The sequence below is a fragment of the Wolbachia endosymbiont of Drosophila willistoni genome, from assembly GCF_040084705.1.
Lineage (GTDB): Bacteria > Pseudomonadota > Alphaproteobacteria > Rickettsiales > Anaplasmataceae > Wolbachia > Wolbachia pipientis.
In genome coordinates this window covers 1,039,968-1,055,233 of the sequence record NZ_CP157591.1, presented here as the reverse complement: position 1 = coordinate 1,055,233, position 15,266 = coordinate 1,039,968, and the positions used below count along the sequence as shown (strand labels likewise).

Here is a 15,266-nt window from a genome sequence, read left to right as displayed (position 1 = left end):
GTGTACGAACATTGCAATTTGCAGGTAATTTGAGTAGTAGATGGTGTCATTCCAGTGCTTGACACTGGAATCCAGGAATTTGGATTGGGCACTAAGTTGGTGAGCATAAAAGTGGCTGATCTTATGTTAAAACACAACGTTCTTGATGAGATTACGGCAAGGCTGGATTCCAGTGTCAAGCACTGGAATGACACCATTTGCTGTGCAGTTTACCTTTAAGAATGAATGTTCGTACAGTTGTGCGCGGTATCTCATCAGCTAACACGTAGCGGAATGACGGTTGTCGGTAAATCTTTTAGCTATAGAAGTTAACTTTGCAGTTAACTTCTACAGCGTTTCAAAGTATAGTTTTGGTAATACAGTAACTAAATATACATGAAAACCATTTTAGCTGTTGAAACAAGCTGCGACGAAACTGCAGTAGCGATTGTAAATAGTGACAAGCAAGTCCTTGCTCACGAAATTCTCTCCCAAGCAGAACACAAAAAACGTGGTGGGGTGATCCCTGAAATAGCTTCACGTGCTCATATGGAGCATTTAAGTGGTCTAATAAAAAGCGCCGTGGAAAAATCTAACCTTAACTTTTGTGACCTCAATGCAATTGCAGCAACATCAGGACCAGGACTCATAGGTGGATTAATAGTTGGTACAATGATGGCTAAAGCAATTGCGCATGTAGCACAAAAACCATTCATTGCAGTGAATCACTTAGAAGCGCATGCATTGGTTATTAGGTTACTGCATGAGGTAAAATTTCCATTTTTAGTCCTACTAATATCAGGTGGTCACTGTCAATTTTTAATTGCACAGGATGTAGGTAAATACATTAAACTTGGAGAAACGCTCGATGATTCACTAGGAGAAGCATTTGATAAAGTTGCTAAGATGCTGGGTTTAAGCTACCCAGGAGGCCCATTAATTGAAAAGTTGGCTAAAAAAGGCAATGGCACAAGATTCAAACTGCCAAGGGCAATGATAAAACGTTCTGGATGTAACTTTTCGTTTTCTGGGATTAAAACAGCAGTAAAAAACTTAGTACAAGAACTTAAAATGAGCGAGCAAGATGTGTGTGATGTATGTGCTTCGTTTCAAGAGTGTATTAGTGACATACTGCTGGACAGGGTTAGTAATGCAATTATTATGGCCGAATCTTTAAATATCAAAATCAATGACTTTGTGATTACCGGCGGAGTTGCAGCAAATAATTTCTTGAGAGAAAAATTAAAACAACACATAAACTTAAACATATTTTTTCCCCCTAACGACCTATGTACAGACAATGCAATTATGGTTGGATGGACAGGAATTGAAAGGTTACAGAAAAATTATATAGATCCACTTAATTTTGCACCAAGACCTAAGTGGGAGTTAGAGAGTTATTAAAAGCTCTCAATTCTGAATTATAGCTAAAGTGACTTAGGTTCTCTAATTGCACATAAGTCAACAATAATTTTCACACAAATCAAAACAGCATATCTTCTCCATAATCCTTGGTAATTTTACATAAGTGAAAAGTAGCATATGGTTCTCTCCGCGGTCTGAGATGACAATAAATTTGTCAAGCCGCATTATACTTGTTAGGCGGAAGTGGACGGCAACATGTTTACCACGAAGTCTAACTAAGTTCTTGCTTGTCCCTTCCATCGGCATTGCTATCTTTATTTTCAATAAAATTATTGTCCTATGCTCTTTTGATATTTATTGATAATAAAATTCTGTTTTATCAACCAACATCCTATGCATAATTACAGCTAATTTTCTTGCTACTGCTACAATTGCTTTTTTCATTCCTTTTTTCTTCGCAACCCCAGTTTTTTAATTTAAATGTCCTCTTGGTAACTGTAAGCATTGTTTGTGCAGCTTCATATAACATACTTCTACATTCCGCTGGTCCCATCTTTGATATGCTGCCATGCCGATCAACTTCTCCAGAAGAATATTGCCTTGGTGTCAACCCTATATATGCTCCAACTGTATCAGATTTCTCAAACCTATGTGGGTTATCAATTGCAGCTTTATACGTCATTGCTACTATAATCCCCACTCCTGGAACAGTAGTTAACAATTTACAATCATCGTCTTTTTCACCTTGTTCTGAAAGCATTTTGTCAAGCTTTCTTAATGACTTTTCTATTGCTTCCAAACTACAAACTAACGCTTCAATTGAACTCCTACTGATTTCATCCAAATTATTTATTGCCTCTTGTATTCTTAAAGCGAAAGTTTCAAATTTTGATCCTTTACCGACCATGTATCTTCAACAACCCTCTTATTGTTCCAATAACCTGCTGTTTGCTACACATTAGCTGTCTTCTGCTTCCAAGCGCTATTTTAATTTGACAACTGATTTTACTAACACTTCTCATCATCTGCGCTATACCCCTCGCATCGTTTTTATCATTCTTATTGATTCTTGCAGACAACGCTGCTGCCATATGCCTTGCGTCTACACAAATTACTGGTAATCCAAAACTCCTTAACTCTTTGCACATTGATATTGACAACTATCCACTTTCTATTCCTATGGGTTCGTATTTTTTGCCTTGGCTAATCTGCTATTGCCTTACTTTCGCTTGCAACAACTTCTTCCTTAACAACTTTTCCTTTCTCATCAACGATACTTATAAAAGTTTCTTTTAATGAGATCGCTATAATATTTCATGACCTACTGTAAAAGTTTAAATTATTTTTGAAGAACCAATTCATTGAATTTGTTACTTCGTGCTAAAATAATGGAGTATGTCTCTCCATCATTCAATAGCAATTACAGTATGTTTAGCTATAATTTGAAAAACAAAAATTCGTCATTCTGCTACTAGTTAGCGGGATCTAGAGGTACCGCGGCGGCATGACGTAGGATTGCTGTCATCCCGCTGCTTGTTAGTGGCTAAGAGATACTGTGAATAAATCACGGTATGACGGTTAAGTATCCCGCTACGTGTTAGCGGCTGAGATAACGCGAATAAATCGCGGGATGACGTGTTGCTTGGGTCAGCTATAGAAGCAAAACTCATCATTTTGAAAGAGGAGGAGATTTTTCCGGACCCTCAGCAGGGATTGATTTTGGATCTGATAATTCTGTATTTACCTTGATTGGCTCTAATGGAGTTTTCTGCTCTTCCGGTTTATCATCTGGAATTGGAACAGGCCAATCCATAATGTTTTGCGGTATAACTTTTGCTTCTTTAGCTTCTTTTTGACCTGTTGAAGATGATGCATCAACTCCTGCATTTTTGGTAACTTCTTGTTTTAGTTGTTTATTTTCTTCTTGCAGTTGCTTTAAATTTTTCTTTAACTCGTCAATCTCTCTTATTTTTTGTTTTAATTGTTCAGATATAGTTAGTTTGTCTCTAGTCAATTTTTTGTTTTCTTGTCTTAACCCACTAGCTGTTCTGCTTGAGTTGTTGTTTACAGCTTGTATACCTTGGTCTTGCTGCTGCATGCTTGTTCCTCTACTTTCATATTCAACTTCAGTTTGAGTTGCCTGACCTTTTTCCTGCTGTAATATGTTCTGCAGTTGCTCTAGACTCTCTTTGACAGATGCCAGCTCTTCCTGTGTACACGTTAACATCCCTTCCTTTTCCTTAAGTTGATATTGAAGTTTTTCTATTTCCCTCTTCGTATTTTCTTCGCTTAGCTCATCTGCAAGTGATCTTCCAGGTTCAAGTTGTCAAATTTCCCTCTCTAAATCTTCCTTTTCTCTCTGTAATTCATTTAATTCTTTAGACAATTGGCTCGCCGTTTCAGCCAATGTATTGTTTTCCTTTTTTGTTTCCATTAACTGTTCTGCCAACTGCTTTTTATGATCATCCTTTAAACCTTCCACTATTTTCTTCAGGTCATTCTCCAAATTTGCATTCTTTTCCTTTAGTACAGTTAAATTAGCTTCACTTTGCTTCAATTTTCTCTGTAATTCTTTATTTGCCTCATTTGTTTCACCTTCCTTATCTTTCAACTGATCATTTAAGTTCTTTATTACATCATTTTTATCCTGTAGTTCTTCCTCTTGTTCCTTTATTCTTTGACCTCTTTCAAATATCGCTCGCTGTTGTTCATTGACTTTATCTCTCAAGGAGTCACGTTCTAATCTTAGATCCTCAAGCTGCTTTGCCTGCACTGCAAAATATTTAGCAAATGTTTCTTTTTCTTCCTCTAATTCCTCAACTTCATCTTTTAATCCTTCTTGCTCATACTCTTCTTCATCACCAGACATATCATCCTCAAATATTTCATCTTCATCACTAAATTCACTGCTGGTGGATATAGAACTTCTACGTGAAGAAGGTGTGCTAGGAGAGGAATACCCACTGCTGCTTGGTGTAGGTGACTGTGGTGATATATGTAGATCTTTTGTAAATATTTCCTCTGCTGGTACTTGCTGATCGTCTACACTCTTGGATATGCCAGTAAAAGCTTGATACAGAGTTTTTCCGTTGATAAAAACTTCTTTATTTTGTCCAACTAACTTTAATACTTCTTCTGAACTCGTTATTCCTCCAAATTTTGGCTCACCAATAACACTCTGTATACCACCAGAATCCAATTTTACGGTCATGCTACAGTCTATGCTGTTACCTTCAGAATCCTTAGCCTGCCAATTAATGGTCATTTCACATGAGCTTGAACCAGTAAAATCATAGTGCCTTTCGCTGCCTTTTTTGGTTGCAGTTATTTGACTATCTTTCCCTAAAGATATGTTATAAACCTTACCTTCACTGCTGGTCCTTAAAATATTGCTAATTTCTATTGGTTTTTCTTCATTTTCAAATCTAATTTTGAAGTCATTATCCTTTGTTGGATACACTAAGAAATTTTGACCAGGCAGAGACGACTTAAGTTCTTTATGCATTGCGTCTATTGATTGCTCAAATTTTTGGAACTCCTTTTCCCACTTTAAATTTATCTGTCCTGTAATGTTCTCATCTTTGCGTAAAGGACCAATAAAGTACCAGATTAAATTTTCTTCCTCCAGTCTTTTGATAAAATCCTGAAGATCGTTGCAAGATTCAATGACATTTAAAGTATCATTTTTCTTTTGTTCATCTACATCTAAACTTTGACTTTCAGCTATAAATACATTTTCGTTTTCCTGTGGCATAATTTTACATTTTAAAAAATATACTATAATATTAACAGATTTCTTTAAAAAATCAACTAATTGTTGGATAAATAAACTTGAGCATTTGGCCAAAATGTTATATAGTAGTCACTTCAAGAAGTACAGTATGGACAATACCATTATAAGAAAATACGATATTAGAGGTATAGTAGGCAAAGATTTGCAGATTAATGATGGGTACGAGATAGGTAGAAAGTTTGGCCAAACCGTAGCTAGTGTTTGTGTCGGCTACGACAGCAGAATAGATTCACCAGGTATAGAAAGAGAATTAATTAGGGGCTTAACTTTATCCGGTGCAAATGTTATACGCGTTGGGCTATGCTCTTCACCTATGCTTTACGCTGCAACACAAATCACACAGGCGGATCTTGGTATCATAATAACTGCCTCTCATAACCCCAGCGAATATAATGGCTTTAAATTTTTTAGTAATAAAAAAGTCTTCTCAGATCAAGAAATGAAGGAAATTATAAGCAGTCCAATTAAAAACAGCACAAGAATTGGAAGCTTAATTAACATAAATATATATAGTGAGTACATTAGCATATTGAAAAGTGCAGTGAAGAACGATACTACACAGAAATTAAAAATAGCCTGGGATTGTGGAAATAGTCCAGCAAGTGGAATTATAAGGTATATTGAAAAGATCTTGCCTGGTCATACGCACATCGTAACCAATAACTCTATAGATGGGGCATTTCCACTGCATGATCCAGATCCCATAGAGGAAAAAAATCTTGCTCAATTAATTGACATTGTGAAGGAATATGGATGTGATCTTGGCATTGCGCTAGATGGCGATAGCGATAGGGTGCGCTTAATTGATAATAAAGGCAACGTTGTTTCCAATGACCATTTATTTATAATTTTTGCACGTGAAGTGTTGGAGGAATATCCAGAAAGCAAAGTTATTGCTAACGTAAAAATGAGTATGAAAGTGCATGATTTTGTTAGCAAGTTAGGAGGGCAAGTTATCACCTGTGCTACTGGACATTCACTAGTTAAGAAGAAGATGGTAGAGGAAGAGGCAAAGTTTGCTGGTGAATTAAGCGGGCACTTCTTCTTTTCTGAGCTAAGTTTTGATGATGGGCTATATTCTGCTGTTAAAGCAGTTGACATTTTGCTTAAGAAAAACCAAAGCCTATCTCAGGTGATTGAGGATTTACCGAAGTTATATATCACTCATGAAGTGAAGATTGTAGTGAAAGATGAGAAAAAGTTTCAAATAATTGAGTCAATAAAGAAAACACTGGAGCAGCAAAATATTGTATTTTCAGATCTTGATGGTGTTAAGGTAACCGATAATAAAGGTTGGTGGCTTCTTAGGGTATCAAATACGCAAAACTGCATTACAGCAAGATGCGAAGGAGAGACTTTAGAGGGTTTTGAACTTACTAAAAAGGTTTTGTTCCATTACATTGATGAAGCAAGGTCTTTAAATTGTAGCTACTCACAGAAATAAATTTGATTTATAAAATTGACATGAAAGTATAAAGATAAATAGGCTAAATGTACTTATCACCTGGTCAGGCTGCAGCATTATTTCGTGTAACCGTTTGCGGGTCCACTTAATTCTGCAATTCTTTGATCTCACTCATGGAGAGGCCAGTAAACTTAACAATAGTGGTGACATCAACATTATTAGCTAGCATTGTTTTTGCAACTTCAATTTTTCCTTCCTTTTTAGCATCATCAAGTTTTTGTTCAAGAACAGCCCGTTCATCACGAATACGTTTTATTTCCTGTTCGTAGGCAATAAATTCTTTCTCTGACCAGTTGAATCTATTTAGTTCTTCATATGCCTTTTTAATTATTACATCACTACCTATTATCTTTTCCAATTCTTCTTCGCTAGTTTCATCTGCATATTTAAAATAATAGATCCATTTTTCAACTATACTCTCCAATTGGTCTTCTTTAGTTTTAGGAAATTTTGGTAACTCAATAAATGTAAAATAAAAATCTTTTAAATCATGTTCATAGCTATCTTTGTCTAACATTACATGATCTGACTTATACTCAGATTTATTAGGAAAGAGAATACAATCAGCAATAGCTATAAAAATGATTTCTTTAAGACCCTGATATTGATCACCTTTATCAGCTTGCCTTGAATAAGCTTTAGCAGCATAAAGTTGTGCGCGTTTTTCAAAGCCTTTATCACGAGCGAGCTGGTTAGGTAAGGAAGTAGTATTGCTACTACTCCCTCCCTTAGAAACGCAGCATGCAGGTTTCCCCACACTACGCTTGAGCCCCTTATCTAAGTCCTTCTTTTCTCGAACCGGCTTGTCCTTCATGATTCCTCAGAAAACATCATTCTTAATGGTGACACCAACAGTAGAGAACCTTCTCTTGAGAAAGAGCTTGCTAACATTTTTGTTTGTTTCACTCTTTCATCAAAATACTTTTTCCATTTTAAGTCAAGTGGATTTGCATCCGCCCTGATTTTAACATGTCGTCTGATAGGTATATCAATCAACCTAAGCAGTCTTAAATACCTTATCTCTTTCGGTTTGTTCTTGCATATGGGTGCAGCAAAGACCCATTGGCGTTGTTTCATTACCTTGAAGTAACGATTCTTTATCCAACGTAATCCTTTACGAGGATGTCTTTTCTTTGCCCATTTCCATAGAGCACACATAATTTCATGGTCTATTTTGTTAAAAGCTCTTTTCGCACACACATGGCTGTAGTAATTTCCCCATCCCCTTAATAGGGAATTGAGCAACTTGATTAGTACGGCCTGAGTGTTCGCTATGTTTGCCTTTATCAATGTACGTGCTTTATTAAGAAGTTTCTTAATACTTTCTTTTGAAGGTTTTATAATTAACTTCTTATTATACCTGCGTACATTACAACCAAGAAAGTCAAACCCTGTTGTAATAGATGTAATTTTTGTTTTCTCTTCGGAAAGGATAAGACCTCTCTCCTGAAGAAAGGACGATACTAGAGGTTTTACTTCATTTTCCAGTACTTCACGTGTGATTCCTGAAATGATAAAGTCATCTGCGTACCTGATTACATTTACTCCACTTCTGATTTTGCTTCTTCTTTTACTGCCAAGTTTACCAAATTGACTTTCCAATGATTTTTCAAGTCCATTTAGGGCTAGATTTGCTAGTATTGGAGAGATGATACTACCTTGTGGGGTACCTGCAGTTGTGGAATACAGAGTTTTTGATTCTAGGAAGCCAGCTTTTAACCAGCTATGAAGAATTTTCTTCTCCATAGGAATATGCTTCATGAGCCATTCATGGTTAATGTTATCAAAACACCCTTTAATATCACCTTCGAGTATCCATTGTAGTTGGTTACGGCTTGCCAGTAACAAGTGACAAGCCACAGTAGCGTCTGCGCAGGATCTTTTTGGTCTAAAACCATAAGAGTGACGATCACTGATCGTTTCAGCTATCGGTTCCAAAGCAAACAAGTATAATGCTTGCATGGCTCTATCTTTTATCGTAGGGATTCCAAGAGGTCTTCTTTTGCCATTAGACTTACTGATGTATATCCGTTTTAGCGGAGAAGGTTTGTATCCTCTTTGTTTTAATAGCTTTATTCCTTGAAATTTTGTGTTGCAAGTTGACCATATTTGACGATCTACACCTGCTGTGTTTTTTCCTTGGTTTTCAGTTACTCTCTTAAACGCCAAAGCTTTGCCGCTAAAAGAGCGTGTGAGAAGGTGTTGTAAAGTTTTCACCTTACCCCATCTGCCTTGTTGGACAGCCTTAACAATACGCCTCTGTAGCCTCATAACAACTTTTTGGCATTTCTTCCAGGGTAACTGGTTCCATGCTTCGGAGTTATTGGTAGGTACACTTACAGTTGTACTTGTAATCATCTGCTTTCCTACCTTAAGTGGTTAACAAAGTTTCTTGTCATGAGGGACCAAATGGAAGTCTGCTCGTTTTCACGCGAATTAATGTTACAAATTCTATCCATTTCGTTACAAAATGGCATTCGCTTTCTCCATTATCCTTTACCTGCACATCCATCAGCATTCCTTGCGGGTTGCCTGCCATATAGGCGAAAATACAGGCTTATCCTGTTCCTTTTGTCATACAATAGTGGGTTAGGTGGCTTCTCTATACCGGTGATTTGCGTACATCCAGAAATGAAAAATGTCACATTACCTTTTGGTCGGAGCTTATCAGCATCTTTAGCTCTTTAATCGTTACGATACTTATGAAGCTTCACTTACGTTCACCATACCACTAAGCCTAGCCCTCCAACCACATGATGCTTGTAGTTTATGCTTTCTCTCACGATTGAGCATCTTCTTTATCAAGAGGAGGTTCATTGTCCGCGTCGCTCGGCACCAACTGGTTACCCAATTCGCACTGATGCGTAGACTCAGATGGCAAAACATCTGGTTCAATAAGCTTTAGAATCCTTTCAGTTTCTTTCTGAATGAATTCCTCTCCTTTTAAACAATATGACCGAAGGCTTTCAGGTCGCACCATTTCAATCACATACCTAGCCCCACTAGAGTCCCTGCAAAGAACATCAACTATACTTTGCTTATCAGAGGCAATTTCAGGATCCATTATAGTACTGAGGAATTCTATTTCTTTTATTTCATCTTTGCCAGTGAACCCCAAAATATCATTGAGAAAGTGAATGAGGATGTCTTTATTTTTTTCAGTACCAAAAATACGCCGGAACGCAACATCATTCTTGGGGTCGAGAAATTTAGAAAGAGCCATAAAAAAATTTTTAAATGTATCTTTATATTATATATTCTTATTAATAATAATTCAATAATTTGTCGTCTTTTTTGTTAACTTTACTGATGTTGTTGTAAGGAACGTTGTTGCAAAATTTTGTAAAATTTATTATCCTAAGGTTTCAAGTTCTCACAGGTTTATTGGAGCTATATGTACAATGTGTTTATCAGTGAAAATCCGGAGAAAGTGATGGGGGAAAAGTTAATACATTACTTTAGCCAGGGTAAATGCGAAGGCAATGCAGAAATGAAAAATCTGCTGGGAGGAAAGGGGGCAAATTTAGCAGAAATGTGCAATGTTGGCATTCCTGTTCCACCTGGTTTCACAATTTCCACCTCTGCTTGCAAAGTCTATTATCAAGACAATAGATCTTCTGTTATCCAAGTAGCTGACTACTCGGATCCAGAAAAAAATGTGGTCACGCACTGGAATGACATATGTAGTGGAATCAAAAACTACATGGCGATGCTCGAAAATGACATCGGTTGTAAATTTGGGGATTTAAATAATCCCTTATTAGTTTCCATACGCTCTGGTAGTGTTAGTTCAATGCCGGGCATGCTTGATACTATTTTAAATGTTGGTCTAAATGATGAAACCGTTGTTGGGCTTGCAAAAAAAAGTGGCGAACGTTTTGCTTACGATAGCTACTGCCGTTTCATCATGATGTACTCCAATGTTGTACTACAGCTTGATCATCACCTATTTCAAGATGTTGTTGATAATAAGCAGCAAAAGAGTGGAGCAAAAAGCTTAGCTGATCTTGATGTTGATGTTTTAAAAGAAATTGTTAACAATTTCAAAAGGATAGTACATGAAAAAACAGGAAAACATTTTCCGCAGAACGTTGAAGAGCAATTGCTCAGCTCAGTGAATGCAGTATTTGCTTCTTGGAAAAATGATAGGGCTGTTTCCTATAGAAAAATACATAATATTCCTGAAAACCTTGGAACAGCGGTCAACGTGCAAGCAATGGTTTTTGGTAATTTAAATGATAATTCTGCAACTGGTGTGATATTTACACGAAATCCTTCAACTGGAGAAAAAAAATACTTTGGTGAATTTCTGATTAATGCTCAGGGTGAGGATGTGGTTTCTGGTGTTTATACTCCTATGCCAATTGACGGAGAGCAAAAAAACACCATGGAGAAGTTGCTGCCAAGTGTCTACCGAGAATTATGCGTGGTATGTGAAAAACTTGAAAGGCATTATAAAGACATGCAGGATATCGAATTTACTGTGCAGGACGGTAAGTTATGGATTTTGCAGACTAGGTCTGGCAAGCGCACGGCTGAAGCTGCTATTCGCATAATAGTTGATATGGTAAACGAAGGAACGATTACAAAAGAAGAAGGAATATTGAGAATTGATCCAAAAACCTTTGACAATTTATTGCATCCAGTTCTTGACGTTAAGAGTGACCAAAAAGTAATAGGGAAGGGGCTGCCGGCTTCTCCAGGGGTTGCTTCTGGGTATGTAGTGTTTAGTGCAAGTGATGCTGAAAAAGCTGCAGAGCAGGGCAAAAAAGTGATTTTAGTAAGGTCAGAAACGAGTCCTGAAGATATTAATGGAATGAATGCTGCAAGTGGCATAGTAACAGCACGGGGAGGGATGACCTCGCATGCTGCTGTTGTAACCCGTGGAATGGGTAAGCCATGCATTTGCAGTGTGAGTGGACTTTATATCGATAAAGATGGAACTTTCTTTTCTGTAGGGGATACAAAAGTAAATAAAGGTGAACCAATTACCATCAACGGAGGAACAGGGGAGGTTATGCTTGGCATTCTCCCTACAATTTCACCTGAATTATCGCAAGAATTCAAAACGGTAATCAACTGGATAGATGAAATCAAAACGGTCAAAGTGAGAGCGAACGCTGATACTCCAAAAGACGCAAAAATTGCAAAAGAATTCGGTGCAGAAGGTATAGGCTTATGTCGCACAGAACATATGTTTTTCGCTAGTGATAGAATCGAATTCATTCAAAAGTTGATAATAGCTGACGATGAAAATGAAAGGGCAAATGCGCTCATTAAACTAGAAGAAATGCAAAAGTCTGATTTCAAAGAAATATTTTCTATTATGGAGGGCAGGGAAGTCACTATACGGTTGCTTGATCCACCTTTGCATGAATTTTTACCCAATGATCAGTCTACTATAGAAAAAATTGCCAAATCACTTAGTAAGTCAGTTGAGTCAGTAAAAAATAAAATAGCACAGTTATCAGAAAAGAACCCAATGCTTGGCCATCGAGGTTGTAGACTTGCTATTTCTCATCCTGAAATATATAGCATGCAGATTAGGGCAATACTTAGTGCTGCAAGTGAATTAAAGAAAGAAAAGAAGATAGAAGTGGAGCCTGAAATCATGATTCCTTTTATCATGAGCGAGAAAGAATTTATTCTGATATGCGAGCTAGCAAAGAAAGAATCCTCTGTTATCTCAGCTGGGATCCAGACGCAGATTCCAGCTTCACGCGCTGGAATGACATCAGACAAGGCTTATTCAATTGGAACGATGATAGAACTACCAAGAGCAGCACTGATTGCTGATAAGTTAGCAAAACATGCAGAGTTCTTTAGTTTTGGCACTAATGATTTAACGCAAACAACCATGGGACTTTCAAGAGATGATTCAGTTAATTTCCTCGATTCTTATAAGGAAAGCAACATATTCGAAAACGACCCATTTGAAGTGCTGGACATCGAAGGGGTAGGGGAGTTAATCAAGATGGCCATTGAAAGAGGCAAAAAAACCCGAAAAGAAATAAAACTGGGTATATGTGGAGAGCATGGAGCAGATCCAAAATCTATAGAGTTTCTCATCGAATCAGGGGTGGATTATGTTTCATGCTCACCCTATAGAGTACCGATTGCAAAGTTAGTGGCAGCACAGTTTAGTGTTAGATCTAAATTTGCTAGGTAAGTATAGTGGCAGTGTTGGCTACTCATATGGTTTGAGCCCACCAGAGGGTGTCATTCCAGCGCGTGACGCTGGATCTAGTTTTTATTATGGCTTTCTGGATCCCAGTGTCTGGGCACTGGGATGACATCCTGTTACACGTTCAACTTCATTCTCTCTCATCTCCCTATAACTTGATAATGTAGAATTTTTTACATGCAACCCGGTGTATATTGCAACCAAAGCAGCTATGACACTGCAAACTACTGCACCAGCTACAAATGGAACCATTACAGCAGCAGTAATGAATAATCCTGTAATAACAACTCCAACAACATCTTTTGTCAATGAGGTGTAAAAATCCTTTTTGCTCTCTTTATATTTAGTTTCTTGTTCATTTGGCATAGAAAATTGAGCATCTACGAAGCCGTTAGCTTTATTATCATTATTTGGTGTGGCAGTTTGCTTAGTATTTGTTTCCTCTGGTATTACAGGCGTTTTGTTTTTGTTATTATGATTATCACCATTGGTACTGGTTAGAGGAACTGTTGCTATAGGTCTACTACCAATGTTCCCATTACTGCTGCAAGGTTTTGCTCTGTTTTCTTCATTAAGCTTACCACTATTCAAGAACGCATTAACAATTTCAGTTTTACCTACCTGTATGGCCACTTCTAAAGCCTCTTTCCTGTTTGCAGGACTCACGTAACCTAAAATTAGCTCAACTTCTTGGACATTACCTTGAACAATAGCAGAATTCAAGGCATGCAATTTTTCTTCTTCATTAAATTTGCCACTATCCAAAAGTACCTTAACAACGTCAGCTTGTTTTGTTATTGCAGCTATATCCAATATAGTCCTGGAAGCAGTATCTGTAAGATGGATTACAGCATCTAAATCTGTAAACAATTTTACAACATCTAGAAATACGCTACGATCGCCGGTAATATTGGACTCTCTTACAGCATTTGCAAACGAGTCAAAAATTGCCGAATTTGTTTTTTTTCCTTGTATTAGTTGCCCGTAAAGTACTTCAGCAGTCATACCAGGGTTTATGGAGTTACTAGAATCTACTTCATTACTGTCTGCTCTATTCTCTTCCACATTAGGTGCCTCTTCTTCCTTGTTTATCGCTGCGGTTATTTGCTCTTGTTGAAGGGGTTTACACCCATTTTGGAGGAGAAAATCCTTAACGCGTGTGTTGTTATTTTCGGTTGCATGTTTTAGAAGTAAGTCTTCTAATGAATTGTCTCCTTCACATTTATCTTGGAAATTAACTTCTTTCCACTTTGGTTCCTTTTGCAAATCTTTAAGACTAGCAATTCCCTTATCATCATATTTTACAATTGTAGCTATCTTTCGATACAACTCTCTAATATCATCATTACTATATACCATAACTAAACCTACTACTATATGTTAGTTTATTACAGCAACTTTCCCACAACCAGTCAAGACATATTGCAGTCTAAAGTTGCATGATATATATTGGATTCTTTATTTATGATTCTCGAGCAAATGATGGAAGATTTAGCTTATAAATTAGTTAAAGTGACCGAAGCTGCAGCACTTGCTGCATATAAACTAGCAGGCTTCGGCGATGAAAAAAAGGCTGATCAGGTTGCAGTTGATGCAATGCGTACAGTATTAAATTCAATGGAAATAAATGGTACTATCGTAATTGGTGAAGGTGAGAGAGATGAAGCGCCGATGCTATATATTGGCGAGAAGGTTGGCACTGGAAATGGTCCTGAAATCGACATTGCCGTTGACCCACTTGAAGGCACTACGATTTGTGCTCATTACAAATCAGGGGCAATGTCCGTTCTTGCTGCAACGAAAAAAGGTAATTTTTTACATGCACCTGATGTTTATATGGAAAAGATAGCAGTAGGAAAAAATCTTCCAGAGGGTGTAGTCTCACTAAAAAATAGCATTGAAAAGAATCTAGACAATTTAGCCAAGGCAAAAAAATGCAAAGTGAATGATCTCGTGGTAACTGTACTTAAACGTGAAAGGCACAATGAATTAATAGAGAAAATCAGGAAATTAGGAGCAAAAATTAAACTAATAGATGATGGCGATGTTGCAGCCGTAGTTTCACTAGTAAATGGCAATCATGATACGTATATCGGAATAGGAGGGGCACCAGAAGGGGTGCTTGCGGCTGCAGCGCTGAGTTCAATCGGTGGGCAGATGGAGGGAAGATTAATATTTGACACGGATCAATTAAAAGAAAGAGCAAAAAATTTAAATATCCATGACCCAGAAAAAATCTACACCGTAAAAGATATGGCAAGAGGTGAATCAGTGTTTATTGCAACTGGAGTAACAAGCGGAGAACTTGTGGATGGAGTTGATAACATATGTTCAACTAGTTCTTTAATAATTCTACCTAATAAGCTGATAAAGCTGCAAACAATGCAGAACTTATGTTAGCTTTTTTAGTTTCTAATTTTAGCTTTACAACATTTAGCATTAAGATATAATCAAGTTTACTTATAACAATAGAGGTGTGA

General features: G+C 37.2%; 13 protein-coding genes and 1 pseudogene. 5 read left to right on the top strand and 9 right to left on the bottom strand.

All coding sequences use genetic code 11. From position 1 onward, the window contains the following. Positions 1–54 precede the first annotated feature (54 nt). Together ABL518_RS05435 and tsaD are read left to right on the top strand one after the other, a co-directional pair. Positions 55–219, top strand: coding sequence for a hypothetical protein (locus ABL518_RS05435; RefSeq protein WP_022626335.1), 165 nt, complete (start codon positions 55–57; stop codon positions 217–219). A gap of 156 nt (positions 220–375) precedes the next feature. Beyond that, a complete protein-coding gene (gene tsaD / locus ABL518_RS05430; protein WP_010962772.1) occupies positions 376–1,383 on the top strand; it encodes a tRNA (adenosine(37)-N6)-threonylcarbamoyltransferase complex transferase subunit TsaD in 1,008 nt (335 codons plus the stop codon). 352 nt (positions 1,384–1,735) lie between these two features. Here the strand turns inward: tsaD and ABL518_RS05425 are convergent, their stop codons facing one another. The 4 genes from ABL518_RS05425 to ABL518_RS05410 form a co-directional block, all read right to left on the bottom strand. Next, positions 1,736–2,251, bottom strand: a complete 516-nt coding sequence (locus tag ABL518_RS05425; RefSeq protein WP_010081946.1) for an IS110 family transposase — start codon at positions 2,249–2,251, stop codon at positions 1,736–1,738. Then, complete coding sequence (locus tag ABL518_RS05420; protein ID WP_010081945.1) at positions 2,241–2,492, bottom strand: hypothetical protein; 252 nt, start codon at positions 2,490–2,492, stop codon at positions 2,241–2,243. Before ABL518_RS05420 ends, ABL518_RS05425 begins: the two co-directional genes overlap by 11 nt. Positions 2,493–3,013: 521 nt before the next feature. Then, entirely contained in the window at positions 3,014–3,571 is a 558-nt protein-coding gene (locus ABL518_RS05415) for a hypothetical protein (RefSeq protein WP_251371757.1), read from the bottom strand. A 99-nt stretch (positions 3,572–3,670) separates the two neighbouring features. Then, positions 3,671–5,098, bottom strand: a complete 1,428-nt coding sequence (locus tag ABL518_RS05410; RefSeq protein WP_251371756.1) for a hypothetical protein — start codon at positions 5,096–5,098, stop codon at positions 3,671–3,673. A gap of 127 nt (positions 5,099–5,225) precedes the next feature. Between ABL518_RS05410 and ABL518_RS05405 the strand changes: the two genes are divergently transcribed. Next, on the top strand, positions 5,226–6,581 hold the full coding sequence (locus ABL518_RS05405; RefSeq protein WP_022626332.1) for a phosphomannomutase/phosphoglucomutase: 1,356 nt from the start codon (positions 5,226–5,228) through the stop codon (positions 6,579–6,581). Positions 6,582–6,687: 106 nt separating this feature from the next. On the opposite strand, the gene ABL518_RS05400 is transcribed toward ABL518_RS05405, so the two are convergent. From ABL518_RS05400 to ABL518_RS05385, 4 genes and pseudogenes are all read right to left on the bottom strand, one after another. Beyond that, positions 6,688–7,416, bottom strand: a complete 729-nt coding sequence (locus tag ABL518_RS05400; protein ID WP_095742735.1) for an Rpn family recombination-promoting nuclease/putative transposase — start codon at positions 7,414–7,416, stop codon at positions 6,688–6,690. Further along, positions 7,413–8,960: a group II intron reverse transcriptase/maturase gene (gene ltrA, locus ABL518_RS05395; protein WP_010082015.1), complete on the bottom strand. Its 1,548-nt coding sequence runs from the start codon at positions 8,958–8,960 to the stop codon at positions 7,413–7,415. The genes ABL518_RS05400 and ltrA overlap by 4 nt, the downstream gene beginning before the upstream one ends. Positions 8,961–8,997: 37 nt before the next feature. Then, positions 8,998–9,141, bottom strand: coding sequence for a hypothetical protein (locus ABL518_RS05390; protein WP_173862902.1), 144 nt, complete (start codon positions 9,139–9,141; stop codon positions 8,998–9,000). Between the two features lie 438 nt (positions 9,142–9,579). Beyond that, a pseudogene (locus ABL518_RS05385) lies at positions 9,580–9,825 on the bottom strand (PD-(D/E)XK nuclease family transposase); the annotation flags it as partial. Between the two features lie 210 nt (positions 9,826–10,035). Here ABL518_RS05385 and ppdK point away from each other — a divergent pair. Next, positions 10,036–12,771 carry a pyruvate, phosphate dikinase gene (ppdK, locus tag ABL518_RS05380; protein WP_179949430.1) on the top strand — a complete coding sequence of 912 codons (2,736 nt, stop codon included), beginning with the start codon at positions 10,036–10,038 and terminating at the stop codon, positions 12,769–12,771. 84 nt (positions 12,772–12,855) lie between these two features. Here ppdK and ABL518_RS05375 read toward each other — a convergent pair whose 3' ends face one another. Next, the gene (locus tag ABL518_RS05375) at positions 12,856–14,145 is read right to left on the bottom strand and encodes an ankyrin repeat domain-containing protein (RefSeq protein WP_095742717.1); all 1,290 of its coding nucleotides are present in this window, start codon (positions 14,143–14,145) and stop codon (positions 12,856–12,858) included. 123 nt (positions 14,146–14,268) lie between these two features. On the opposite strand from ABL518_RS05375, the gene glpX reads away from it, so the two are divergent. Then, positions 14,269–15,186: a class II fructose-bisphosphatase gene (glpX, locus tag ABL518_RS05370; protein ID WP_095742862.1), complete on the top strand. Its 918-nt coding sequence runs from the start codon at positions 14,269–14,271 to the stop codon at positions 15,184–15,186. Positions 15,187–15,266: the final 80 nt, after the last annotated feature.